The following is a 25,115-nucleotide window of genomic DNA, read 5'->3' as shown; positions in this document are numbered from 1 at the left end:
ACAGTGATGTCGGCTCAATCTGGCAGGTCTGAGCCGACGTAATCCGCCGATTTAGGGGTGGTTGGCCGTGTCAGCCACCATGCAGCCATGAAGATCATGCACGCAATCGCAGTGATCAGGTACGTCGAATGCGACATCCATGGTCCCTGACGCCCAAAGTACAGCTGCCACAATGGATCACTCATGGGTAAGCCCGATGCAAAGGCGCTGGCTATGGACTTGGCCAGCCAGAATAAGGGGGTCGCCATCAGCAGGGAAAAATAAAGAATCAGCTTCGTGGTTTTATCCGAAACTCCGGATTGCGCAACGTACGCTACCAGAAATGGAAGAATGGCGATCCATTGGCGACTTTCGGAACCGACGACCAACAGTGGCAAGAATCCCAATATGGCAATTTGTACGGCGCGCACCGTGCGCGCGCTTCGATTGCTGGTCCACACTAGCTGCAAGGCAATAAGCAAGCATGGGCCAAAATAACTAAAGTGCGAGAGGATGGGTTTGAATGGCGTATTCAAACCTTGATAAAACATGTTCTGCACTAAGTCCGGGCCTCGGAATCCCTGGCTCCAGTCCAGTCCGAAGTAGAGAATGGCATGGCCGCACGCCGTCGCAATGGCGGCCAGGAAAAACCACTTGATGGACAATACTGGCAACGCACCATCACGCCCCAGAAGTCGACTCCAAAGCCAGGCAACGCCAATCAGGGCCAGAATCAAGTAAGTGGAGCTAAGCCATCTGAGTCCAGGAATGCCCGAGGCAAGTGTAGAACCGACATGTAATAGTTCGCTGTCTTCGATACGTGTGAACCACAGGCACGCATAACCTACCATGGCGGCAGCCAGACCTAGAAAAACCAGCATCCTGACTTTCATGCCGAAAGTCAGACGGTTGATGAAGGAAGCTTGCGTTTCTGGCTGTGAGAAGGTGAGAAGCGTCAGCGGCAGGAGAAACAAGCCTGGCATGATCAATGGTGCTATCAGGCAGGTTGCCAGTAGCCATTTGAAGTGTTTGTGCGAAAAGCACCACAAGCTCCAGCACGACAGCACTATTGCCAAATGGTCGCTTAAAAGGGGGTAGTAAGTCGACATGACCAGGATTGGCCACGTCAAAAGTAAGGCAGTTGTGTAGTGCACTGCCCGCCTGGTCGGGATGCCGGACTTCATCAAGTAGTCAGTAAATAGCCCGGCGGCTGCGCTGATACCGAGCACATTGAAAGACATCTGTACATATAAAAGCTGTTGTCTGGTCAGATCTAGCAGGAACTCTGCTACTACTGTTGGAAAAAAGCCGGTGAGGCGACTGATACGGTAGGGATCCGTGACAGGAATATGCCCGGAATTTTTCCAGTCGAACAGAAGATTCAAATAGGCGTTGCCGTCCCAGCCCGCACCATCGCCCACAGCAATAAGTCCGGTTAATTGATATACGGCTATCAAAAGAAGCGCCGCCAATACCGACATGCGATAGGCGATGCTTTCGTCGAAAATTATTTTCCCGAGGATGAACAGCGTGCAGCTCAGGATCAGCCAATAAGCGAAAGTCAGCAGCGCTGCGCTATAAGCTATTTCCTTGAACCTGACCGACTCGCTGATTTCGAACTTGATTTGCGGGTCGTCATTATCAAACGTCAATGTGACCGAAGACGCTTCGTTCGACAATGACGTTGGTGCATTGGCAGGAGCCAGAACGCTTAGCGGCAGCGCTTGCCGCAGCCCCCAAAAGTTTATTTCGCCTTGGCTGACACGCATCTCGGACGCAACGTTGTTAGGATCCCAGCGCAGGAAGCGCTGACCTGTCGCGACCGAGAAGCAAACACGCTGAGTACCGGCGTCGATTCTGTGCGAATCCGATTGTGATTCACTGAAAGCGCCAGATTCGCTGGGCCAGAACAGTTGCGTCACGCCTTTGGATGACGAATCAATGCTCAAGCAAATGTTGTGTCTGGTGGCGTCGAACGTACCGGTTGCCTTGGCGAGATAAAGGGACGCAAGTGCTGCCAGCAAAGACAGCCCGGCAAGCGCAAGGTAGGCGAAAAAGGGTCGCATGCCTGCCTTGTTAATCATTGCGACTCGACTCGCTTGTACTGTGCGTGCGTCGGGTCGGCAACTTCGCTCAACTTGACAAGATAAACGCCGTTTTCATATCGCACGGAGCCTTCTGCCGGCCATACCGGCATGTTGTCAAAGTGCGGCGTCAACGGAATACGCAGCGCGTTGCCCATGGCATAAACATTCGAGAAACCGATCAGGCGCATGTATTCCAGCATGCGATAGACGTTGCCTTGGTCCCAATCGAAAAACGAAGAACTCATGGTCGAGGTTTCCGGGCCTGGATAGCGGCTCGCGAATGGCATTCGCCCATAAACATCGACCATGATGCGTTCATTCTTGTCAAATTCGGGGTTGGCCTTGCTGATTCGATCGTAAAGCGCCTCGGCGGTGAATCGGTCGTGGGTCGTGGCCATCATTGTGCTTGCCGAGTATTGACCATTTACCGAAATCATCTGGAATAGCAGTGTGACTGCGAGCACAGCGCCGAGGATCCGCAACAGCCCCTGTTTTTCCAGAACGATGATCGTGGTGAACCACGCAACAAAGGAAATGGCCAGCATGGCGCGCAGAGGCAAATAAATACCTCCGGCGACGAAGTTCAGCAGGAATGGGGAGATCAACAATGCTCCGATGAGGAGAGTCATCCACAAAGCAGCTTTCCAAGTATTCTGTGTGACTAGGAAGAGGGCTGCAAATCCCAATGCGACGGCCGCACTGAAGAATGAAACGCCGTAGCTCAGAGGGGAGCCTGAGTAAAGTTTCCACGCTTCTAACAAAACCAGTTTGGTAATTAGAACAGGATCCGCGATCAGTTCGTTGATACGTAGAAAATTATCGATGTAACCACGGTCGGAAGGGTAAGCCAGTTGGGCAAGCTTGTTTATGATGACATAGAAAGCAACGCCGCCAACGAGGGTGCCGAGCAACAAGGCTGCACGCTGGATTGTCGGATAAATTGATAGTACGGCTGTCGGGTTGTCTTTTCGGAAGTTGAAAAGAACGACACCGAGACCGGCAACAATATAGAACATGACCAGTGATTGGTAGGCGCCGATTGCCACGGACAGCAATACGCTGGAAAGCAACGCCAAGCGGGCAGTTTTGCCTTTCAAGTCGTCGCCGATACGGCATTTTGAAAATACAAAGATGCCGATCGACAGTGCCAGTACGCCTACACCGATCGAAGGAATGTTGGAGTAGAACTCGCCAATGAACCACCAAATCGGGTGCGCAATGAAAATGCAGTAGGCCAGGGCGGCAATCCAGCCGAATGTAAGACGGTGTGCCCTGATCAGGAACATGTACGCCAGCGCTACGCAGGCGTAAAAGAAAAGATTAGGAACGAAAGGCATTACTGGCTGAGGGAAGATAAACTTCTCTACCAGATAGGCTGTCCATCGGCCATCGGCGATCCAGATGGATGGGTCGGTACGGAAGGCGCCCCGTTCATCATCAACAGACAAAAAGAAATTGACGACCGGGATTATATTAAGAAAAACCCCGATGCCGAGTAACTTTGTGAATTCGTTAAGACTGAAGTTTTCTTGTCTGAAGAATGATTTCAATTGTGCGGTACAACCGCGATCACCCTGCAGGAAGTCTAGGATCCGTGAATGCCATTTGATCCAGGAAAGAATGGCAAATGCGCTGGCCAGTCCGAGCAAGAGCGCGAAAACGTAGCGCACTTTGTCGAGTAGCTTGTAGTTAAGGTGAATGTTTATCTGTGGGTCAGTCGCACCCGACGGCGTTGTGAATTTGACAATTGTCGTTTCGCGGGCGGACGCCTCAATCTGTGCCATCGGCGTCAGGTTGCCGAGTTCAATAGAGCGGGTATAAACCAGCACGCTGATTGTCACAGCCTTGACATAGAAGGAACCGGATTTTTCCAATGGGTCCCAGCGCAGATTCTCATCGTACTTTGGCAACGCAAAGCTAAAGGTATGGTTCTCCATATCCAGTTTGCTGATTTTGGAATTTCTTTCCTTATAGTCATCCATGCGTTTGTAAAACAACTGGGACTGCGTCGCAGGGAATTGGCTGGTGCTAATACTGACGACAGGATCCAGTGCAGGGCTTTTCAACAGAATAAAAGCGATGACCAACGTCATGAAAATGCAGGGAAGGACCCATTTGACAATGTTTTTCAAGTTAATGCCGCGCCCTGTTGTCGTCACTTGCTTTCACTTCCTTTTCGTCATTCTGATTGTAATGTCTTCACTTTCGCTGTTACTGGCCGTACACCAGCGAGCAGTCGCGTCAACAACAAAGCCTTTTCGTGCCCGGGGCATTGGAAAAATCATCCCAGGTCGGGTTTTCTTTTTTGATCCCGAATTCGCGGTGGCGAGGTGCAGGAAATTTGCTGCGCAGTATACTCACTCGATCATGATGTCGCAGCACAGACATCGCATGGTGCAGGTGACGGGTGATAAACGAATGGGGGCGGTGAGATCACCGTAAGATTCAGTGATGGCGGCTCGTTAGGGGCCACGTCCTCATCACATTCTTTTTTCTGTAACGAAGTTCACTACCTCCGTACAATGTACCCGCCGATTAACCAAAGGGAGCAGGCCAGATTGGTACAGGGGAATATGGACAGAATGCGCGAGTTCTTGCTGGGTTTACCGCGCCGCCAGAAGCGATTGATTCAGGTGCTTACCGATGTTTTGCTCGTCTGGGTAGCCTTGTGGTTGGCGTTTATCGTCCGTCTGGGTATCGACGAGATGGTCAATCCGTTGAAAGTGCACTTGTGGTTGTTTGTCTGTGCTCCGCTCGTCGCCATTCCTCTATTCATACGGTTCGGCATGTACCGGGCAGTGATGCGTTATTTCGGTAATGACGCGCTGGTGGTGATCATTAAAGCAGTCAGTCTGTCCTCGCTGATCCTGGCTTTGGTGGTCTATTGGTACAGTAATCACGAAGCCATCGTGCCGCGCTCGATCATCTTCAATTATTGGTGGCTCAGCCTTGTGATCATCGGCGGGCTTCGTCTCTGCATGCGCCAGTACTTCATGGGGGACTGGTTCACCGCCGCTCAGCACGTTCCTTTTGCCAATCGTGATGATGGTCTGACCAAAGTGGCGATCTACGGGGCGGGCGTAGCTGGCAATCAGCTTGTCGCTGCGTTGCGCATGGGAAGGGCGATGCGTCCCGTAGCCTTTATCGATGATGACTCAGGAATCTCGGACCGCTCAATCTCCGGTCTCCAAGTCTATAAACCCAAACATATTCAACAAATGATCGACGTCACCGGTGCGCAAGAAATTTTGCTGGCACTGCCGTCTTCGACCCGTGCTCGACGCAGGGAAATCCTCAATATGCTGGAGGGTTTTCCTTTGCACGTGCGCAGTGTTCCTAATTTTACCGACCTGGCCAGCGGTCGCGTGAAGGTCGATGACATTCAGGAAGTCGATATTGCGGACTTGCTCGGGCGGGACGCGGTCCCGGCGCAGCATGATTTGCTTGAGCGCTGCATTAAGGGCAAAACGGTGATGGTGACTGGGGCGGGGGGATCAATAGGTTCCGAGTTGTGCCGGCAGATCTTTTCACTGGGGCCAAAATCGCTTTTGCTGTTCGAGCACAGCGAATTTAACCTTTACAGCATTCTTTCCGAGTTGGAGCAGCGTGCGGATCGTGAGTCGGTATCGACAAAGTTGCTGCCCATTCTGGGTTCGATTCGCCACCCGGAAAAAATACTGGATGTCATGAAGACCTGGAGCGTGGACACGGTCTACCACGCTGCGGCTTACAAGCATGTGCCGATGGTGGAGCACAACATTGCCGAAGGCGTGCTGAACAATGTGATGGGAACACTTAATACGGCTCAAGCCGCATTGCAGGCCGGTGTTTCGAACTTTGTGCTGATTTCGACCGACAAGGCTGTCCGGCCCACCAACGTGATGGGCAGCACCAAGCGTTTGGCCGAATTGATCCTTCAAGCCTTGAGTCACGAAATCGCCCCTGTCCTGTTTGGCGACAAGGCCAATATTTCCCGGGTCAACAAAACCCGCTTCACCATGGTCCGTTTCGGCAACGTACTGGGCTCGTCCGGCTCGGTGATCCCGCTGTTTCACAGTCAAATTAAGTCCGGCGGTCCGCTGACGGTTACCCACCCGAAAATCACTCGCTACTTCATGACGATTCCGGAAGCTGCGCAACTGGTGATTCAGGCAGGATCCATGGGGCAGGGCGGTGATGTGTTCGTGCTGGACATGGGCGAACCGGTGAGAATCGTGGAACTGGCCGAGAAAATGATTCATCTGTCCGGGTTGAGTATTCGTTCCGAGCGAAATCCTCAGGGCGATATTTCCATCGAGTTCACAGGGTTGCGTCCCGGAGAGAAACTCTACGAGGAACTGCTGATCGGCGACAATGTTGCAGCCACGCCGCATCCGATGATCATGACCGCCAATGAGGATCATCTGCCATGGGATGTTCTGAAGTCACGTTTGGGTGAGCTGCTCGCGGCTGTCGACGTGGATGACTACTCCCGCGTCCGCCAGGTTCTGCGCGAAACGGTGAGCGGCTACACCCCGGACGGCGAGATTGTCGACTGGATCTACCAGCAACGTCGCCTCGAGCCCTGATTGTTTCACATCCTGTAACGCTCGCATTTTTGACTTCCCTCCATCATGACCTACGTTTGGAGAGCAGCTTGGGAAAAGCTGCTTTCTCAAACGATGATGGAGCGTCACTTATGCGTACCGGTTATTTCTACTCGCTGATTTTTGCTTTCCTCACCAGCGCCTCGATTGCTGCGATTGCTGCCCCTGTAGCGCCCGCCGAGACAACAAAGACGCCTTTGCTGATGGATGCGGCTGCGCCCTCGGCAAGCGCGAAGGTCGATCTCAATGGCGCGGATGCGGCGACGTTGCAGAAGGAGTTGGCAGGGGTGGGTGAGGCGAAGGCGCAGGCGATTGTTGCGTATCGCGATACAAACGGTCCGTTCGCGTCGGTGGATGAGTTGCTGGAAGTGAAGGGGATTGGCAAGGCGATTCTGGATCGCAATCGTGAAAAGCTGGAAGTGAACTAAGCTGACAGTTCAACGCCGAGAGGCCGGTCATTGACCGGCCTTTTTATTGGGTGCCGATCTGGTGGATGTCTGAATGCTAAAAATTACGGCTATCATATTGTGTCTTGATTATGCCTATAATAATTTCGCTCGGGACTGATTCAGCAGCCGAATCGAAGCACACCGATGCACGTCGAATTTTGAATTGATAAGGGGTAACCACGATATGAACCAACGTCGAGTCGTCGTCACGGGCATGGGCCTGGTTTCACCCTTGGGCAGTGATGTTGAAATTGTCTGGCAGCGCTTGCTGGCCGGTCGTTCCGGGTTGCGCAATCTGCCTGACGCTGTGGTGGCTGATCTGCCGACCCGGGTCGGCGGCAGTGTGCCGACGGTGGAGGAGGATGCCGAGGCCGGGTTTGATCCGGATCGTGCGACGCCGCCCAAGGAACAGAAGAAGATGGATCGCTTCATCATGTTTGCCATGGAAGCGGCGCGGCAGGCGCTGGAGCAGGCCGGCTGGCATCCGGGGGACGCTGAAAGCCAGGAGCGCACTGCAACAATCATCGGCTCGGGTGTCGGTGGTTTCGGTGCGATTGCCGATGCGGTGCGTACCACCGACAGCCGTGGTCCTCGGCGTTTGTCGCCGTTCACCATTCCATCGTTTCTGGTCAATCTCGCGGCGGGTCATGTCTCGATCCAGCATGGCCTCAAAGGGCCGTTGGGTGCTCCGGTTACCGCATGTGCCGCCGGGGTTCAGGCGATCGGCGATGCAGCGCGGTTGATCAGGGCGGGGGAGGCGGACATCGCAGTATGTGGCGGTGCTGAAGCTTCGATCGATCGCGTCAGTCTCGCCGGTTTCGCGGCGGCGCGGGCGTTGTCCAGCGGCTACAACGACACCCCGGAAAAAGCTTCGCGTCCCTTCGACAGTGGGCGCGATGGTTTCGTGATGGGCGAGGGCGCCGGTCTATTGGTCATCGAGTCGCTGGAGCATGCGCTCGCACGGGGTGCGAAGCCGTTGGCCGAACTGGTTGGCTACGGCACCACGGCCGATGCCTACCATCTGACCGCCGGGCCGGAAGACGGCAGTGGCGCTCGCCGGGCGATGCAATTGGCACTGGCTCAGGGCGGTGTAACGCCGGAGCAGGTGCAGCATCTCAACGCACATGCGACGTCGACGCCGGTCGGTGACCTGGGCGAGTTGGCGGCGATCAAGGCGTTGTTTGGCACGCAGAACAAGATCGCCGTGACTTCGACCAAATCCGCTACCGGTCATTTGCTCGGCGCGGCGGGTGGGCTGGAGGCGATTTTCACGCTGCTGGCGATTCGTGATCAGGTGGTGCCACCAACGCTCAACTTCGAAAACCCGGATCCGGCGAGCGAAGGGGTGGACATCGTGCATGGCGAGGCGCGCTCCATGTCGATCGAATATGCCTTGTCCAACGGCTTCGGTTTTGGCGGGGTCAATGCGAGCGTGTTGTTCAAACGCTGGGAAGGTTAATCGCTCGATTGCTTGAGATGCTCGCGGGTGACGTCGAGGATGCGCTGAGCGAAGTCGGCATCCGCGACGCTGCGTGACAGCAGCAGGGCACCGGCCAGGGTGGCCATGATGACAATGCTGCGATCGGCGCTGTTCTCGCCTTCGAGCGTGCCTTGAATTTGTTCGAGGCGAGCATTGAGAACTTCGTCGCTGGTGGGGCTTGGCTGGCCACGCAGGCCCAGCTCCGAGGAAATGGTCAGCAGCGGGCAGCCTTCGTCGGGCGAGGTCTGATGCCACTCTGACAGGTAGGTGTCGATGAACACTTGCAGAGGGTTTTCCTGCGCGAAGATTTCTTCGCACAGGCCCGCGACTTGCTCGCCGGCCTCTTGCAGGGCTTTTTCGACCAGCTCTTCCTTGGATTTGAAGTGTGAGTAGAAACCGCCATGGGTCAAGCCCAGGGCTTTCATCAGAGGCTGCAGGCCGGTGCCGCCGATACCGTCCTTGCGAAATCGGGCGGAAGCCTCCTTGATGATGCGTTGATGGGTCTGGGCTTTGTGATCTGGCGAGTAACGCATGTGGAGCTCTCCGCGACGATGCTGCCATCTTAACCACGGAAGATTAAATGGTGACTGTACTTCTAAAATCTAAACAGCCTGCGGGTAAGTCCGATCGTGCTGAAAAAACAAACCCCGCCATTGCGGCGGGGTTGGTATCAGCGGTCTTGTGCATCCTTGGCATCCGCTTCGGCATTGCGCTGTGCGACGCGCTTGCGTTCTTCATCGGTCAGTTCGACCTTGTTGGCGGTGTCGCGCAACATCATCAATCCGCCGACAATCGAGCCGATCGCAACGACCAGAATCAACCAGGCATACCAGGGCATAACGGCTCTCCTTAATGGCAGCTCGACGGGCGAGGACTTCGCCGTGCGATGCTGCATACCACCTTTGAGCGAAACGACTTCGCAGTGGTTCCATTCTAGGCCGCTTGCACCCGGTGCATCCGAAATTCCTGTAGGAGCTGCCTAAGGCTGCGATCTTTTGATCTTGAAAAGCAAAGATCGCAGCCTCGTTTCACTCGTCAGCTCCTACAGGGGACGAGTCGTTACAGGCCTGTGAGCATGGCATCCGCCGGCGCATCGGCGCGCAGTTGCCCGGTGAGCATGAAGTAGCAGAACCCCACCGCCATGAAACCGAGGAAAATCAGCCCGATCAGTGTGTTGAACCACGCCATCGCTACCAGGCAAACCACCGCTAGCACCAGCGCGATCAGTGGAACCAGCGGATAGCACGGCGCGCGGAAGGTGCGCTCCAGGTTTGGCTCGGATTTACGCAGTTTGAACAGGCTGAGCATGCTCATGATGTACATCACGATGGCGCCGAACACGGCCATGGTGATCATCGCGGCGGTGAGTGTCATGCCGCCGAGGTTGATCAGACCGTCGCTGTAGATCGCCGCGATGCCGATAAGGCCGCCAGCGATGATTGCGCGGTGCGGGGTCTGGAAGCGCGACAGTTTTGCCAATGAGGCGGGCAGGTAACCGGCGCGGGCGAGGGCGAAGAATTGCCGCGAATAACCAAGGATGATGCCGTGGAAACTGGCGACCAGGCCGAACAGGCCGATCCAGACCAGCATGTGCAGCCAGCCGGAGTTGTCGCCGACCACGGTTTTCATCGCCTGCGGCAGTGGGTCGTTGATGTTGGACAAGGTGCGCCAGTCGCCGACGCCGCCAGCGAAGAACATCACGCCCATTGCCAGCAGCACCAGCGTCAGGATGCCGCTGATGTAGGCTTTTGGGATCGTGCGTTTCGGGTCCTTGGCTTCCTCGGCGGCCATGGCGGCGCCTTCGATGGCGAGGAAGAACCAGATTGCAAATGGAATTGCCGCGAACATCCCGGCAATTGCCGGCGCGCCGAAGACGTCGGAACCGGCCCAACCATTCAGCGCGAAGTTGCTGAAGCTGAACGCCGGCGCGACCACGCCCATGAACACCAGCAACTCAGCCACCGCCAGCACGCAGACGATCAGCTCGAACGTCGCGGCCAGTTTCACCCCGAGAATGTTCAGGCCCATGAACACGATGTACGCGCCGACCGCCGCGTGTTTCGGGTCCAGTGCCGGAAATTGCACATTGAGATACGCGCCAATCGCCAAGGCAATCGCTGGCGGGGCGAAGACGAATTCGATCAGTGTGGCCAGTCCGGCGATCAATCCGCCTTTTTCGCCAAACGCGCGGCGGCTGTAGGCAAACGGCCCGCCGGCATGGGGAATCGCGGTGGTCAGTTCGGTAAAGCTGAAGATAAAGCAGGTGTACATGGTCGCGACCATGAATGAGGTCACCAGAAAACCCAGCGTACCGGCCACGCCCCAGCCGTAACTCCAGCCGAAATATTCCCCGGAAATCACCAGCCCCACGGCAATACCCCACAGGTGCAACGTGCCCAGCGTGGGTTTGAGTTGTGTGTTCATGCGCTTGCTCCCGCAATGGTTGGAAAGCTCGGGAGAGAGCGTGTGCAGTGGGCGTGCCATTACGCTGAAACAAGTCGTAATGAGTTCAAAGCTGTCGCAGGGGGGATGTTCGGGTGGGGATAGCTGCTTTTTGTGCGCCAGTTGGGTGCGATGTTGTCGGTGATGCCGTCTTCGCGAGCAGGCTCGCTCCCACATTTTGAAATGCGTTGCCCCGGTGGGAGCGAGCCTGCTCGCGAAGGCGCAGCCCAAACACCACGAAACTCAGCCGTAAAGCCCGCATAAACCCACTCTTTACGCTTTCTTTATGACCCACGCCGGGCCTCGCTCTCGTTCCTTTACAGCCTCCTTCCCGACAATCGCTGCACACACGGCAATACGCCGTTACACGGAGATCTTCCATGAGCGTTCTGGACGGGGTGTCACTGCTGTTGGCAGTGGGGCTGTTCATTTATCTGTTGGTTGCGCTGTTGCGCGCGGACCGGAACTAGGAGCGGCTATGCACAGTTATGACTATTGGCTGATCCTCGGGTTTTTTGCGCTGGTCCTGCTGCCGGCGCCGTTCCTTGGGCGCTTCTATTACAAGGTGATGGAGGGCCAGCGCACCTGGCTGACGCCGATTCTCGGACCGGTCGAGCGCGGTTGCTATCGCCTTGCCGGGGTCGATGCGCAGGCGGAGCAGAGCTGGCAGAAGTACACGCTGGCGCTGCTGGCGTTCAACCTTGCAGGTTTCCTGCTGCTGTTTACGATTCTGCTGTTCCAGGATCATCTGCCGCTGAACCCGCAAAATCTGCCAGGCCAGGAATGGACCCAGGCGTTCAACACTGCGGTCAGTTTCATGACCAATACCAACTGGCAGTCCTACAGCGGCGAAGCGACCCTCAGCTACCTGAGCCAGATGGTCGGTCTCACCGTGCAGAACTTCGTCAGCGCCGCCACCGGCCTGGCCGTACTGGTCGCGCTGTGCCGTGGCATCGGGCGCAAATCGGCGCAGACCCTCGGCAACTTCTGGGTCGACATGACCCGCGCCACCCTCTATGGCTTGCTGCCGCTGTGCCTGCTGCTGGCGCTGTATCTGGTCTGGCAGGGCGTACCGCAAACTTTCGCTCAGTATGTAAATGCCGTGACGCTGCAGGGTGTTGATCAGGTAATTCCGCTCGGCCCGGCGGCCAGCCAGATTGCGATCAAGCAGCTGGGCACCAACGGTGGCGGTTTCTTCGGCGTCAACTCGGCGCATCCGTTCGAGAACCCGACCGCGTGGAGCAACCTGTTCGAAGTCGCCTCGATCATTCTGATCCCGGTGGCGTTGGTGTTCACCTTCGGCCATTACGTCAAGGACCTGCGTCAGAGCCGCGCGATCATCGCCTGTATGCTGGCGCTGTTCCTGATCGGCGGTGCGACGTCGTTGTGGGCCGAGTATCAGCCGAATCCGACCCTGAACAACGCTGCCGTCGAGCAGACCGCGCCGCTGGAAGGCAAGGAAGCGCGCTTCGGTACCACCGCGACGGTGCTGTGGTCGGTGACTACCACGGCGGCTTCGAACGGCTCGGTGAACGGCATGCACGACAGCCTCAACCCGCTCAGCGGCATGGTTGCGCTGGTCAACATGATGGTCGGCGAAGTGATCTTCGGCGGTGTCGGCGCCGGGCTCTACGGCATGTTGCTCAACGTGCTGATCGCGGTGTTCCTCGCCGGTCTGATGATCGGTCGGACGCCGGAATACCTCGGCAAGAAGCTTCAAGCGCGTGAGGTGCAATTGTTGGTGGTGACGCTGCTGGTGATGCCCGTCGGCGTGCTGGTGCTCGGCGCGATTGCCGCCACGGTTCCCAGCGCTGCGGCAACCATCAGCAACCCCGGCGCGCACGGTTTCAGTCAGTTGCTCTATGCCTACACCTCGGCGAGCGCCAACAACGGTTCGGCATTCGGTGGCCTGGGCGCGAACACGCCGTTCCACAACCTGATGCTCGGCCTGGGCATGTTGATCGGCCGCTTCGGCTACATCCTGCCGGTGCTGGCACTGGCCGGTAGCCTGGCGATGAAGAAAAGCGCACCGGTCGGCCAGAACAGCTTTCCGACTCACGGCCCGCTGTTCGTGACCCTGTTGACCGTGACCATTTTGCTGGTGGGCGGCCTGACGTTCTTGCCGACGCTGGCGCTCGGTCCTGTCGCCGAACATTTGAGTATGGGCTTCTAAGGAATCCATCATGAATATGCCTGCAATCAAACCCGCCGCCGTCAAGGCGCCGGAACAAGCCAAAACCGCGATCTCGGCCCTGTGGCGCCCGGCGCTGGTGCAAGCCTTCGTCAAGCTCGACCCACGGCAGCTGGCCCGTTCGCCAGTGATGCTGGTGGTCGAACTGACGGCGATTTTCACCACCGTGCTGTGCTTCATCCCGGACGCCGACGTGCCGACCTTCGTCGCCGCGCAAATCGCCCTGTGGCTGTGGTTCACCGTGCTGTTCGCCAACTTCGCCGAAGCCTTGGCCGAAGGTCGTGGCAAGGCCCGCGCCGACAGCCTCAAGGCCGGCAGCGAAGGCCTCAGCGCCCGTTGCCGTCAGGCTGATGGCAGCTTCAAGATCGTGCCGGCTGCCAATCTGCGCAAGGGCGACGTGGTGCGAGTCGAAGCCGGGGAGATGATCCCCGGTGACGGCGAAGTCATCGAAGGCATCGCGGCGGTCAACGAAGCGGCGATTACCGGTGAATCGGCGCCGGTGATCCGCGAGTCCGGCGGCGACCGTTCCGCCGTCACCGGCAACACGCGGCTGGTGTCCGACTGGCTGCTGGTGAAGATCACCACCAACCCTGGTGAATCGACCCTCGACCGCATGATCGCCCTGGTCGAAGGCGCCAAGCGTCAGAAGACCCCCAACGAAGTCGCGCTGGATATCCTGCTGATCGGCCTGACCCTGATCTTTCTGCTGGTGGTCGTCACCCTGCAACCGTTCGCGCATTTCGCCAATGGCAGCCTGCCGCTGGTGTTCCTCGTGGCGTTATTGGTCACGCTGATTCCGACCACCATCGGCGGTCTGCTGTCGGCCATCGGTATCGCCGGGATGGATCGGCTGGTGCGCCTGAATGTGATCGCCAAGTCCGGCCGGGCGGTGGAGGCGGCGGGTGACGTGCACGTGCTGTTGCTCGACAAGACCGGCACCATCACCTTCGGCAACCGTCGTTGCAGCGCGGTGTATGCCGCGCCGGGTGTGAGCGGCCGTGAGCTGGCCGAAGGCGCGTTGTTTGCTTCGCTGGCCGACGAAACCGCTGAAGGCAAGTCGATCGTCGAGTTCCTCCGTGGCCTGCACCCACAACCGGAGCCGGCCCCGGAAACCCTGACCGCCGTGCCGTTCAGCGCGGAAACCCGCTTGTCTGGCGTCGATTATCAGGGCCGCGTATATCGCAAAGGGGCGGTGGATTCGCTGCTGGCGTTTCTCGGTCAACAACGTAGTGATCTGGCCCCGGCGCTGGCGCGGGAAATCGACAAGATCGCCCAGAGTGGCGGCACGCCGTTGCTGGTCTGCGCTGACGGCAAATTGCTTGGCGCGATCCATCTCAAGGACGTGGTCAAGCCAGGCATCCGTGAGCGTTTTGCCGAGTTGCGCAAACTGGGAATTCGCACGGTGATGGTCACCGGCGACAACCCGCTGACCGCAGCAGCGATCGCCGCTGAAGCGGGCGTCGATGATGTGCTCGCCGAAGCCACGCCGGAGAAGAAACTCGCGCGCATTCGTCACGAGCAGAACGACGGTCGCCTGGTCGCCATGTGCGGCGACGGCGCCAACGACGCCCCGGCGCTGGCCCAGGCAGACGTCGGCATGGCCATGAACGACGGCACACAAGCGGCACGCGAAGCGGCGAACATGGTCGATCTCGATAGCGACCCGACCAAGCTGCTCGACGTGGTGCAGATCGGCAAGGAATTGCTGGTGACCCGTGGCGCGCTGACGACCTTTTCCATCGCCAACGACATCGCCAAATACTTCGCGATTCTGCCGGCGCTGTTCGCCTCGATTTACCCGCAGCTGGGTGTGCTGAACATCATGCATCTGAGCAGTCCGCAGAGCGCGATTCTCTCGGCCATCGTGTTCAACGCTTTGATCATCGTTGTGCTGATTCCACTGGCATTGCGCGGCGTGCGCGTGCAGGCGGCGAGTGCGGCGGCGTTGCTGCGGCGCAATCTGCTGATCTATGGCGTCGGCGGGATTGTCGTGCCGTTCGTGGGGATCAAGGTGATCGACATGCTGCTTACGGCGTTGCATCTGGTGTAACGCTTTCGCGAGCAGGCTCGCTCCCACCTGAAACTGCATTCCCCTGTGGGAGCGAGCCTGCTCGCGAAGAATGCGCCACTGCTTATCTGACTCAACACAGTACTGGTTTCTGAATCGAGGATTCTGCAATGTCCACAACCCTACGCCCGGCCCTGACCCTGTTGGCGCTGATGACCCTGATCACCGGCGTCGCCTATCCACTCGCGGTCACCGGCATCGCCCAGGTCGCTTTCCCGGCTCAGGCCAATGGCAGCCTGATCCACGACGCCGACGGCAAAGTCCGCGGCTCGGCGCTGATCGCCCAGGATTTCAGCGGCGACAACTGGTTCCACCCACGCCCGTCCGCCGGGGCTTTTGCCACGGTCGCCAGCGGCGCCAGCAACCTCGCGCCGAGCAATCCGGCCCTGGCGACCCGCGTAATCGAAGACGCGCAAAAACAACAAGTCGCTGGGCAGGGGCCGGTGCCATTGGCCTTGCTGACCACCTCCGCCAGCGGCCTCGATCCGGACTTGCCACCGGCGGCAATTGCCTATCAACTGGCGCGTGTCGCAGCAGCGCGTAACCTGCCGGTGTCGACCTTGCAGCAATTGCTCGATAAGCACATCGAACAGCCGCTGGTTGGGCCGCCGGTGGTGAATGTGCTGGAGCTGAATCTGGCACTGCAAAACCTGTAATCGGCGGCGCGGCCATTCGCGAGCAGGCTCGCTCCCACCTTTGGAATGCATATCCATGTGGGAGCGAGCCTGCTCGCGAAGGCGCCCTGACAATCACCGCATAAACATCAGAAGAAAGAGAGCATCCCCAGCATGAGCGACTCCGGCCGCGCCGACGCACTGTTAGCAGACCTGCCCCGCGATGGCCGTGGCCGGCTCAAGGTTTTTCTCGGCGCCGCCCCCGGGGTCGGCAAGACCTACGCCATGCTCCAGGCTGCCCACACGCAACTGCGCCAGGGCGTGAAGGTCCTGGCCGGCGTGGTCGAAACCCATGGCCGCGCCGAAACCGAAGCCTTGCTCGGTGGCCTGCCGCAGCAGCCGTTGGTGCGCAGCGAATACCGTGGCGTGCTGCTTGAGGAAATGGACCTCGACGGCATTCTCGCCGCCAAGCCGAAGCTTGTGCTGGTCGATGAACTGGCCCACAGCAACGCCCCCGGCAGTCGTCACGCCAAGCGCTGGCAAGACATTCAGGAACTGCTCGCCGCCGGCATCGACGTGTTCACCACGGTCAACGTCCAGCACCTGGAAAGCCTCAACGATCAGGTGCGCGGCATCACCGGCGTACAGGTGCGCGAAACCCTGCCGGACTGGGTCCTGCAGGAAGCTTTCGAGCTGCTGCTGATCGACCTGCCGCCGCGTGAATTGCTCGAGCGTCTGCGCGAAGGCAAGGTCTACGTGCCGGAACAGGCCCGCGCTGCGATCGACGCTTTTTTCACCCAGACCAACCTTACCGCCCTGCGTGAACTGGCGATGCAGACCGCCGCCGCGCAGGTCGACAACGATCTGGCCCAAGGCTATCGCCAACTCGGGCAGGCCGCGCCGGCGGTACGCGGGCGTTTGCTGGTCGGTATCGATGGCGATGCGCAGGCCGAACGGCTGGTGCGTCACGCCAGCCGCGTCGCCCAGCGCCGGCATCTGCCGTGGAGTCTGGTGCATGTCGACAACGGCAGTGCCCGTGACGAGCAATCGCGGTTGCGTTTGCAAAGCGCCCAGCAACTGGCCGAACGCCTCGGTGGCGAAGTGGTGCTGTTGCGGGCCGGCGAAGTGGCGAAAACCCTGATTCAACACGCCGCCGAACGCCGCGCCAGTCTGTTGCTGGTCGGCCAGTCGCGGCCACGGTTGCGCCGTAGACTGTTCGGCGGTGGTCTGGCGGCGCGCCTGCTGCGTCAGGCGCACGGTCTGGAAATCAACGTGCTCGACAGTGACCACGAGCAGCGCCAACCGCGCCCGCGCAATTCAGTCACGCTGGTGTGGTTCGACTACGCGCTGGCGCTGGTCGCGACGTTGTTGGCCACGGCCCTGGCCTGGGCGGTGTCGAGTGTGTTGCCGCTGCCGAACATCTCGCTGGTTTTTCTCGCGGCGGTGTTGCTGGTGGCGGTGCGCAGCAGCCTCGGCCCGGCGCTGGCCTGTGCGGCGTTGTCGTTTCTGACCTACGATTTTCTGTTCATTCCACCGAATTTCTCCTTCAGCATTCAGCGCGAAGAAGACGTGCTGACGCTGCTGTTCTTCCTGTTGATGGCGGCGCTCACCGGCAACCTCGCGGCGCGTCAGCGGCGGCAGTTGCAGGCCTTGCGCGATACGCAGGAAGAGACCAGCGAACTGCTCGACCTGTCGCGCAAACTCACCGCCGCGACGGATCGCCAAGCCGTGATCAGCGCTGCCGCGCAACACCTCGAAGGCTGGAGCGATGTGCAATTGTGCTTGCTCAACCGCGACGGCCAGGGCGGCTGGAAAGTCGAAACCGGCGGGCCGCTGCAATTCACCGAGGCCGAACGCGCCGCCGCCGATTGGGCCTGGCAACACGATCAACCGGCGGGCAAGGGCACCGGCACCTTGCCGCTGGGGCGTTGGTGGTGGTGGCCGTTGTCGGTCGAGGACGGGCCGCTGGCGTTGCTTGGTGTTTGCGCCAAGGAAGGCCAGAGCTTGAGCGGTCAGCGCCGGCGCTTGCTCACTGCGCTAAGTCAGCCGCTGGCGCAAGCCTTGGCTCGTGCGCAATTGGCCGATGACCTCGAAGCGGCGCGTCTGCACGGCGAAACCGAACAATTGCGCAGCGCCTTGCTGGCCTCGGTGTCCCACGATTTGCGCACGCCGCTGACGGCCATGCGCGGCAGCATCGACAGCCTGCTGGCCCTCGGCGAAGCGATCCCGCTGGAGGATCGCCGCGAGCTGCTCGAAGGCACCCGCGATGAGGCCGAACGCCTCGACCGCTACATCCAGAACCTGCTCGACATGACCCGCCTCGGCCACGGCGCCTTGAAGCTGGCGCGCGACTGGGTATCGCCGGCCGATATCGTCGGCAGCTCGCTCAATCGCCTTCGCGCCGTGCTGGCGCCGCTGCAGGTCAGCACCGAAGTGCCGGCCGAGTTGCCGCTGCTGTATGTGCACGCGGCGCTGATCGAACAGGCGCTGGTTAACGTGCTGGAAAACGCCGCGCGATTTTCGCCCAGCCACGGTCGCCTGCAACTGCGCGCGGGTGCCGATGAGCAGGAGATTTTCTTTTCGGTCAGCGATGAAGGCCCGGGGATCCCTGAAGAGGACCGAGCGAAGATTTTCGACATGTTCTACACCGCCGCGCGCGGTGATCGCGGCGGGCAGGGCACGGGGTTGGGGCTGGCGATCTGTCAGGGCATGGTCGGCGCGCACGGCGGGCGTATTTCTGTGGCTGACGGCATCGACGGGCGCGGCACCTGCATCACCTTGCACCTGCCGTTGCAGGCACAACCGGGGATGGACGGTGAAGCTTGAAGTCGACTGCGCTACTCTCTTGCCAATCTATTGTGTTGATGTGAATTCATGAGCCAGACCGCGACCATTTTGGTCATCGACGACGAACCGCAGATCCGCAAATTCCTGCGCATCAGCCTCGCTTCACAAGGCTACAAAGTGCTCGAAGCCGGCACTGGCGCTGAAGGCCTGGCACAAGCCGCGCTGAGCAAACCTGACCTGGTGGTGCTCGACCTCGGGTTGCCGGACATGGACGGTCAGCAGGTCCTGCGCGAGTTGCGCGAATGGGCGACCACGCCGGTACTGGTGCTGTCGGTGCGCGCCAGTGAAGGGCAGAAGGTCGAAGCGCTGGATGGCGGCGCGAACGACTACGTGACCAAACCGTTCGGCATTCAGGAATTTCTCGCCCGGGTTCGCGCGTTGTTGCGCCAGGCACCGGCGGGGGAGGCGCAGCCAGCGGCGCTGAGTTTCGGCCCTCTGACCGTGGATCTGGCCTATCGGCGCGTGCTGCTCGACGGCGCCGAAGTCGCCCTGACCCGCAAGGAATATGCGGTGCTGGCGCAACTGGCGCGGCATCCGGGGCGGGTGATCACCCAGCAGCAGTTGCTCAAGGATATCTGGGGGCCGACGCACACCGAGGACAGTCATTATCTGCGCATCGTGGTCGGGCACCTGCGGCAGAAACTGGCGGATGACCCGACCCGGCCGCGGTTTATCGTGACTGAGGCGGGGGTGGGGTATCGGTTGTTGAGTGAAGCTGGCTGAGCTGACGCTTTCGCGAGCAGGCTCGCTCCCACAGGGGAATGCATTTCAAATGTGGGAGCGAGCCAGCTCGCGAAGAGGCCATCAAATACTCCGAAAAATCCGCATCAGTTCAACCCTGCTCCTGCTCATACCGATCCAGCGTATCACTGGCAATTTCCCGCCCCAGCGCGATCAACTCCGGCGCCTTGTAGAACTCGAAAAACCGGCACACCCGCTTCGGCACGTTGATCAGGATATCCGGCGGATACCCGGCAATCTTGTACTGCGCCAGTGAGGTCTGCATCACCTCGAAACTCTGGTTGATCAGATCCAGCAGCGACGCCGGCCCGACGTTATCGATGATGAACGAACCGGTAGCGGATTTCGGTGCGCCTTCGCGTTCCGGGGCGGCCGCCGGTTGCTGGCTTTCCGGTTCGACGCCCTCGAGCCACGGATTGATCTCCGCCGCCTCGGCGCGCAAGGCTTCCTGTTCCAGCTTCAACAATTGCTCGGCCTGTTTACGCCGGAACGGCAACTTCGAACCCATGGATTTGATCAGACTGTCGAAGCGCGAACGGAACGCCGCCGGCCGCTCGATCACCGGCAACTTGTACTGGCGCTGATTGGTGGCGTTGAGGTTGACCGCGATGATCAGGTCGCAATGGCTCGACACCACCGGAACGATCGGCAACGGATTGAGAATGCCGCCGTCGACCAGCATGCGGTTGCCCTGCATCACCGGGGTAAACAGGCTGGGAATCGCCGCCGAGGCGCGCATGGCCTGATGCAGGCAGCCTTCCTGAAACCAGATTTCCTGCTGATTGGTCAGGTCGGCGGCGACGGCGGTGTAGGGAATGCGCAGGTCTTCGATGTTGATCTCGCCGACGATCTTGCGAATCTGCCCGAAGACCTTTTCGCCGCGAATCGCGCCGAGACGGAAACTCACATCGACCAGACGCAGCACGTCGAGGTAATCAAGGCTTTCGATCCAGCGCCGGTACTCATCCAGTTTGCCGGCGGCATAGATCCCGCCGACCACCGCGCCCATCGAACAACCGGCAATGCAGGCGATGTCGTAGCCGCGTTTTTCAATTTCTTCGATAACGCCGATATGGGCATAGCCCCGGGCGCCACCGGAGCCCAGTACCAGTGCGACACGCTTTTTCATCAAACTTCCTCCGGACAAGCCTGCACAATGCACGCATCGGCCAAGCGGCTCAATCGCCAAGGTCGTTGCGCGAAGCGGTGACGTCGTTTTTCGTTCGCGGCGCACGCTTGCGCGCTATGCTCTGCGCCACGTGGTTTGACCGATCAGCGAGGCACTTTTTCGCCGCTTGACCGTCTTACCTGCACGACTGTTGACCTACCTTGAGGTGTGAGTGATGAAAGCCTGGATCTGTGTACCGTTGATGGCTCTGGTTCTGGCCGGTTGCGCCGGCAAAACCGCGTACCGCGACAGCTGCGGCAGCCAACTCGACGCGGCCTGGCACGAACTGGATCTGGCCAAGGCCGAAGGCTTCGCCGGCACCGTCAGCTATTCCAAAGCGCTGTCGCTGCTGACCGCCGCCAAGACCCAGCAACAATTCGAAGGCTTCGAAGGCTGCAGCAAGAAAGCCGAGAAAGCCCGCTTCTACATTCGCGAATCCCGCGCAGGACGTTAACAGCAGCTGCAAGTTTCTAGCTGCAAGCCGCAAGCTTTGAAGCAATCACATTCAGCTTGAAGCTTGTAGCTAGAAGCTTGTAGCTGTCTACGGAGTAGACCCCATGATCGATCGCTTGGTGGCTCATGTGTTGAGCCTGGATGTGCGGCTACTGGCATGTCAGGCGCGCCTGACTGCGCGCACTGATCCCGAGGCGTTGCATGATTTGCGCACCACGGTGCGGCGCTTGCGCAGTCTGTTGCGGCCGTTGCGCGGCTTGCCGGGTGTCGAGCAACTGGAGGCGGCGGCGTCTGCGGTGGGCGAGTTGACCACACCGTGGCGTGATCGCGAAGTGCTCGCGGCGTACCTGCTCGAGCATGATCAGCCCGAGGCTGCGCAGCGGCGTCTGGCGCAAATGGCCGAGGCGTATCCGGCGCTGGCGGCGAGTGCGGAATTGGCTTCGTTGCTGATGATTCTCGACGCCTTTCCACGGTTTCTGCGCGCGTCCGAGCGTCAGGGCTTGCTCAAAGATCTGGATAAACGCATTGAAAAACGCCTGGGCAAACAATGGCAGAAACTCGACGAAGCGCTGCACGATCCCGCCCATGACCGCCATCGCCTGCGCCTGCTGATCAAGCGTGTGCGCTATGGCATCGAAGCCTATCCCGAGCTCGATCGCTTGCCGAAGCCGGCCTACAAACGCCTGAAATCCGCGCAAGGCGCACTGGGCGACTGGCACGATTGCTGGCAATGGCTGGCGCGTGCCGAGCAGGAGGCTGATCTGCAACCGTGCGTGGCCACCTGGCAGGCCGGGTTGATCAAGGCAGAGCTGAAGGCCGATCAAGTGCTGGAAAAGCTCAGCGCGACCTGTTTCAAGTCCTGAAGCTTACGCATCCCCTGTAGGAGCTGCCGAAGGCTGCGATCTTTTGATCTTGATTTGCAAACAGATCAAAAGATCGCAGCCTCGTTTCACTCGACAGCTCCTACAAGGGTTTTGCGGCGAAATCGAAAAGTGCCAAGGCCTATCTGTCAGCCCATTTGACCGGAATAGACGCTGCGCCGCCGCCCGGGGCTGGGTAAGATCCGCGCATTCCTTTCTCGTTTTCCGAGGTTGCCATGCGCTTTTGCGATCTGCTCGATGCTGTCCGCCAACAACCTGAAGTAATCATCCCCGCCGAATGGGGGCAGGGCCGCGCCAGTTTTGGCGGACTGGTGGCCGCGCTGCAATTTGAAGCCATGCGCGCCAGGGTGCCGACGGAGCGCCCGGTGCGTTCGCTGGCGATTACCTTCGTCGGCCCGGTCGAGCCGGAAGTGCCGGTGAGTTTCGAAGTCGACGTGCTGCGTGAAGGCAAAGCCGTCAGCCAGGTGTTGGGCCGCGCCATGCAGAATGGTCAGGTGGTGACGATCATTCAGGGCAGCTTCGGTGCCTCGCGGCCCTCGGAAGTCGCCGTCGAAGCCTACCCGGCGCCGATCATGAAACACTGGGACGAATGCCAGGAGCTGCCCTACATCAAAGGCGTGACCCCGGAATTCATGCGCCATCTGGCGATGCGCTGGAGCGTCGGCGGCATTCCGTTCTCCGGCACGGCCTCGCGCTTGATGGGCGGCTGGGTGCGGTTGCGTGGGGATGTCAAAGAAGAGCCGGTCAACGAGGCGCATCTGCTGGCGCTGGTGGATGCCTGGCCGCCGGCGCTGTTGCCGTATCTGAAGAAACCGGCGCCGGGTAGCACGCTGACCTGGACCATCGAATTCGTGCAGCCGTTACACGATTTGAGCACGCTGGACTGGTGCCAATACCTGGCCGATATCGAATACGCGGCCGACGGTTACGGCCATGTCGCCGCGAAGTTGTGGAGCGCGAAAGGGGAGTTGATTGCCATGAGTCGGCAGACCGTGACGATCTTCGCCTGACTCAATGCCGACGGTGGCGCTCACGCCAGGCGCGCCACCAGCCACCGCTGAGGAAGAACCGCGGAAAGGTCAGAAACTGCTCGACCAGCAAACGTGACACGGCATCTTTGCGATCACTGAACGGCTCGGAGGCTTGCGCCTCCAGGCCGTGACCGTGGCGCTGCAGACCCAGCGCCGCCATGATACCGATCACGCCGATGGCGACGCTGGCCAGGCTCAGACTGAACACTCCCGACACGATCAACAGAAACGCCACGATGAACAGCGGCACGGCAATCAGGTGCAGGACCAGATTGGTCGGATGCTGATGATTGCCCGGATAGGCGCGCCATTGCCACGCGGGAAGGTTGGGGTGACGTTTGCCCATGTTTGCTACTCCTCGATCCATGTTGAACTTCATGGTTGAAGAATAGGCCCGGGCGCGGAGGGCGGCGAATCAAGGTTGGCTATTGAAGTGATAGCCGTCATCGCAGGATTCGATGTAGGTGCCTCTGACGCCTTCGCGAGCAGGCTCGCTCCCACATTGATTCTATGGCGCATGTGGGAGCGAGCCTGCTCGCGAAAGCGGATTCACAATTTCAACTGACCTATCGCCTTGTTCAGTTCCCCGGCCAACGTCGCCAACTCGTTACTGGTCGTCGCCGAATCCACCGTCTGCTGCACGGTGTTCTCGGTCACGTCACGAATACTCACCACCGCGCGATTCATCTCCTCGGCAACCTGACTCTGCTGTTCCGCCGCCACGGCAATCTGCGTGTTGCTTTCGCGCATCTGCGCCACCGCTCCGGTGATTTCCGCCAGCGCCGCGCCAGCCTCCTGCGCCTGCTGCACGCAGTCGTCGGCCTTGTACGAACTCTCCTGCATGAAATCCACCGCATCGCGGGTGCCGGCCTGCAATGCGGCGATCATGCCGGTGATCTCGTCGGTGGAAGCCTGCACGCGCTTGGCGAGATTGCGCACTTCATCGGCGACCACGGCAAAGCCGCGACCCATCTCCCCGGCGCGGGCCGCTTCGATCGCCGCATTCAGCGCGAGCAGATTGGTCTGTTCGGCAATGCTGTGAATCACGCTGACCACGCCGTTGATCTTCTGACTGTCCTCGGCCAGGCGTTGAATCATTTCTGCCGTCTGCTGCACGCCGTTGGACAACCCGGCAATCGATTGCTGCACCCGCGCCACCACCTGCTGACCGCTGCCGGCGAGGCCATCGGCGGTTTTCGACAGATCGCGGGTGGCGCCGGCGTGTTGCGCGATGTGATAAACGGTGGCGGTCATTTCGTTGATCGCGGTGGCAGCCTGGTCGGTTTCGCTTTGTTGGCCGAGCATGCCGTGGCGCACGTCGTTCATGCTCGAGGCCAGCCGCGCTGCACCGTCATCCAGTTGTCGCGCGGTGCTGGCAACGGTGGTCACGACGCGTTGATAACCGGCCTGCATGGCGTTGAAGGCATTGGCCATCTGCCCGACTTCGTCCCTGCCCACCAGCGGCACGCGAGCGGAGAGGTTGCCGGTTTTTTCAACGTGCAGCATCACATCTTTCAACGTGTTGAGCTGGCTGAGCAGAAAGCGGATCAGCAGCTGCGAAGCGCCTAGCATCGCCAGCATCAGGACGAAGACCGCCACGGCATAGTTGGCGAAACGCTCGCTGAACACCTGGCTCAGGCTCGGGGCATAGGCGATGACCGCCACTTGCTCGCCGTCGGCACGGCTGAACACTTCGGCGCCGATCAACGGATTCTCGCCAAACAGCGGCATTTCATTGGTGGCGTTCCAGCCGTTGCTGCCGCTGATTTCCAGTAGCGGTTGATCGTTGAGACGCGGCACTTCACCGCGCTTGAAGGTCAGCACCTGAGCGGACTTGGGCAACGGTTGCCCGGTCGGCCAGGCCTTGAGCAACTGCGCCTGCGCTTGCGCAGATGCCTGCGCGGCGTGGCTGCGGGCCTGCTGTTCGAGATGTACGGCGTACAGTACGAGCAGCAGGGTGGTGACAAAGGCGACCGCGTTGACCGCCCAGAATTTGTATTTCAGCGAGATGTTGCTAAGCCAGGCACCCATGGAGGTCTTCTCTGATAGCGGAAACAGTTTTGGCAAGGTGCCATTATTGTGCCGCTATGCAGATTCG

21 protein-coding genes are annotated in these 25,115 nt (G+C 59.5%); 13 read left to right on the top strand and 8 right to left on the bottom strand.

Features of this window, described 5'->3' with window-relative positions; translation table 11 throughout:
* Positions 1 to 14 precede the first annotated feature (14 nt).
* Both NF676_RS19240 and NF676_RS19235 read right to left on the bottom strand, forming a co-directional pair.
* Entirely contained in the window at positions 15 to 2,063 is a 2,049-nt protein-coding gene (locus NF676_RS19240; protein ID WP_252886618.1) for a hypothetical protein, read from the bottom strand.
* Positions 2,060 to 4,159, bottom strand: a complete 2,100-nt coding sequence (locus NF676_RS19235; protein WP_252876707.1) for a glucosyltransferase domain-containing protein — start codon at positions 4,157 to 4,159, stop codon at positions 2,060 to 2,062. The genes NF676_RS19240 and NF676_RS19235 overlap by 4 nt, the downstream gene beginning before the upstream one ends.
* Between NF676_RS19235 and NF676_RS19230 the strand changes: the two genes are divergently transcribed.
* From NF676_RS19230 to fabF, 4 genes are all read left to right on the top strand, one after another.
* Positions 4,146 to 4,508: a hypothetical protein gene (locus NF676_RS19230; RefSeq protein ID WP_143498031.1), complete on the top strand. Its 363-nt coding sequence runs from the start codon at positions 4,146 to 4,148 to the stop codon at positions 4,506 to 4,508. The genes NF676_RS19235 and NF676_RS19230 overlap by 14 nt on opposite strands.
* A 131-nt stretch (positions 4,509 to 4,639) precedes the next feature.
* Positions 4,640 to 6,634, top strand: a complete 1,995-nt coding sequence (locus NF676_RS19225; protein WP_095182225.1) for a polysaccharide biosynthesis protein — start codon at positions 4,640 to 4,642, stop codon at positions 6,632 to 6,634.
* A 110-nt stretch (positions 6,635 to 6,744) separates the two neighbouring features.
* Entirely contained in the window at positions 6,745 to 7,080 is a 336-nt protein-coding gene (locus tag NF676_RS19220; RefSeq protein WP_252868060.1) for a ComEA family DNA-binding protein, read from the top strand.
* A 205-nt stretch (positions 7,081 to 7,285) separates the two neighbouring features.
* The gene (gene fabF, locus NF676_RS19215) at positions 7,286 to 8,560 is read left to right on the top strand and encodes a beta-ketoacyl-ACP synthase II (RefSeq protein WP_252868059.1); all 1,275 of its coding nucleotides are present in this window, start codon (positions 7,286 to 7,288) and stop codon (positions 8,558 to 8,560) included.
* Here the strand turns inward: fabF and NF676_RS19210 are convergent.
* From NF676_RS19210 to eat, 3 genes are all read right to left on the bottom strand, one after another.
* Positions 8,557 to 9,114: a TetR/AcrR family transcriptional regulator gene (locus tag NF676_RS19210; protein WP_041478311.1), complete on the bottom strand. Its 558-nt coding sequence runs from the start codon at positions 9,112 to 9,114 to the stop codon at positions 8,557 to 8,559. The two genes, fabF and NF676_RS19210, sit on opposite strands and share 4 nt — an antisense overlap.
* A 137-nt stretch (positions 9,115 to 9,251) precedes the next feature.
* Positions 9,252 to 9,419: a DUF2897 family protein gene (locus NF676_RS19205; protein WP_016770901.1), complete on the bottom strand. Its 168-nt coding sequence runs from the start codon at positions 9,417 to 9,419 to the stop codon at positions 9,252 to 9,254.
* Positions 9,420 to 9,640: 221 nt separating this feature from the next.
* Complete coding sequence (gene eat / locus NF676_RS19200; protein ID WP_016770900.1) at positions 9,641 to 11,005, bottom strand: ethanolamine permease; 1,365 nt, start codon at positions 11,003 to 11,005, stop codon at positions 9,641 to 9,643.
* Positions 11,006 to 11,403: 398 nt separating this feature from the next.
* Here eat and kdpF point away from each other — a divergent pair, with 398 nt between their 5' ends.
* From kdpF to NF676_RS19170, 6 genes are all read left to right on the top strand, one after another.
* Positions 11,404 to 11,493, top strand: a complete 90-nt coding sequence (gene kdpF / locus NF676_RS19195) for a K(+)-transporting ATPase subunit F (RefSeq protein ID WP_007899818.1) — start codon at positions 11,404 to 11,406, stop codon at positions 11,491 to 11,493.
* Positions 11,494 to 11,501: 8 nt separating this feature from the next.
* The gene (gene kdpA / locus NF676_RS19190; RefSeq protein WP_073472398.1) at positions 11,502 to 13,196 is read left to right on the top strand and encodes a potassium-transporting ATPase subunit KdpA; all 1,695 of its coding nucleotides are present in this window, start codon (positions 11,502 to 11,504) and stop codon (positions 13,194 to 13,196) included.
* Positions 13,197 to 13,206: 10 nt separating this feature from the next.
* Positions 13,207 to 15,264 carry a potassium-transporting ATPase subunit KdpB gene (kdpB, locus tag NF676_RS19185; RefSeq protein WP_064361229.1) on the top strand — a complete coding sequence of 686 codons (2,058 nt, stop codon included), beginning with the start codon at positions 13,207 to 13,209 and terminating at the stop codon, positions 15,262 to 15,264.
* A gap of 128 nt (positions 15,265 to 15,392) precedes the next feature.
* Complete coding sequence (gene kdpC / locus NF676_RS19180) at positions 15,393 to 15,938, top strand: potassium-transporting ATPase subunit KdpC (protein ID WP_252886617.1); 546 nt, start codon at positions 15,393 to 15,395, stop codon at positions 15,936 to 15,938.
* Positions 15,939 to 16,070: 132 nt separating this feature from the next.
* Positions 16,071 to 18,722: a DUF4118 domain-containing protein gene (locus NF676_RS19175; RefSeq protein ID WP_056788409.1), complete on the top strand. Its 2,652-nt coding sequence runs from the start codon at positions 16,071 to 16,073 to the stop codon at positions 18,720 to 18,722.
* A gap of 48 nt (positions 18,723 to 18,770) precedes the next feature.
* A complete protein-coding gene (locus NF676_RS19170; RefSeq protein WP_016770895.1) occupies positions 18,771 to 19,466 on the top strand; it encodes a response regulator in 696 nt (231 codons plus the stop codon).
* A 109-nt stretch (positions 19,467 to 19,575) separates the two neighbouring features.
* Here NF676_RS19170 and NF676_RS19165 read toward each other — a convergent pair whose 3' ends face one another.
* On the bottom strand, positions 19,576 to 20,613 hold the full coding sequence (locus NF676_RS19165) for a patatin-like phospholipase family protein (RefSeq protein ID WP_039759961.1): 1,038 nt from the start codon (positions 20,611 to 20,613) through the stop codon (positions 19,576 to 19,578).
* 214 nt (positions 20,614 to 20,827) lie between these two features.
* Between NF676_RS19165 and NF676_RS19160 the strand changes: the two genes are divergently transcribed.
* From NF676_RS19160 to NF676_RS19150, 3 genes are all read left to right on the top strand, one after another.
* Complete coding sequence (locus NF676_RS19160) at positions 20,828 to 21,106, top strand: hypothetical protein (protein WP_016770894.1); 279 nt, start codon at positions 20,828 to 20,830, stop codon at positions 21,104 to 21,106.
* A gap of 103 nt (positions 21,107 to 21,209) precedes the next feature.
* Positions 21,210 to 21,968: a CHAD domain-containing protein gene (locus NF676_RS19155; protein WP_056788446.1), complete on the top strand. Its 759-nt coding sequence runs from the start codon at positions 21,210 to 21,212 to the stop codon at positions 21,966 to 21,968.
* A gap of 233 nt (positions 21,969 to 22,201) precedes the next feature.
* The gene (locus NF676_RS19150; RefSeq protein WP_056788449.1) at positions 22,202 to 22,996 is read left to right on the top strand and encodes an acyl-CoA thioesterase; all 795 of its coding nucleotides are present in this window, start codon (positions 22,202 to 22,204) and stop codon (positions 22,994 to 22,996) included.
* Position 22,997: 1 nt separating this feature from the next.
* On the opposite strand, the gene NF676_RS19145 is transcribed toward NF676_RS19150, so the two are convergent.
* A complete protein-coding gene (locus tag NF676_RS19145; protein ID WP_217851699.1) occupies positions 22,998 to 23,363 on the bottom strand; it encodes a DUF962 domain-containing protein in 366 nt (121 codons plus the stop codon).
* Positions 23,364 to 23,566: 203 nt separating this feature from the next.
* Positions 23,567 to 25,048, bottom strand: coding sequence for a methyl-accepting chemotaxis protein (locus tag NF676_RS19140; RefSeq protein WP_252886616.1), 1,482 nt, complete (start codon positions 25,046 to 25,048; stop codon positions 23,567 to 23,569).
* Positions 25,049 to 25,115 lie beyond the last annotated feature (67 nt).

The organism is Pseudomonas siliginis (assembly GCF_024072275.1).
Classification (GTDB): Bacteria; Pseudomonadota; Gammaproteobacteria; order Pseudomonadales; family Pseudomonadaceae; genus Aquipseudomonas; species Aquipseudomonas siliginis.
This window is presented reverse-complemented; position numbering and strand designations above follow the sequence as displayed.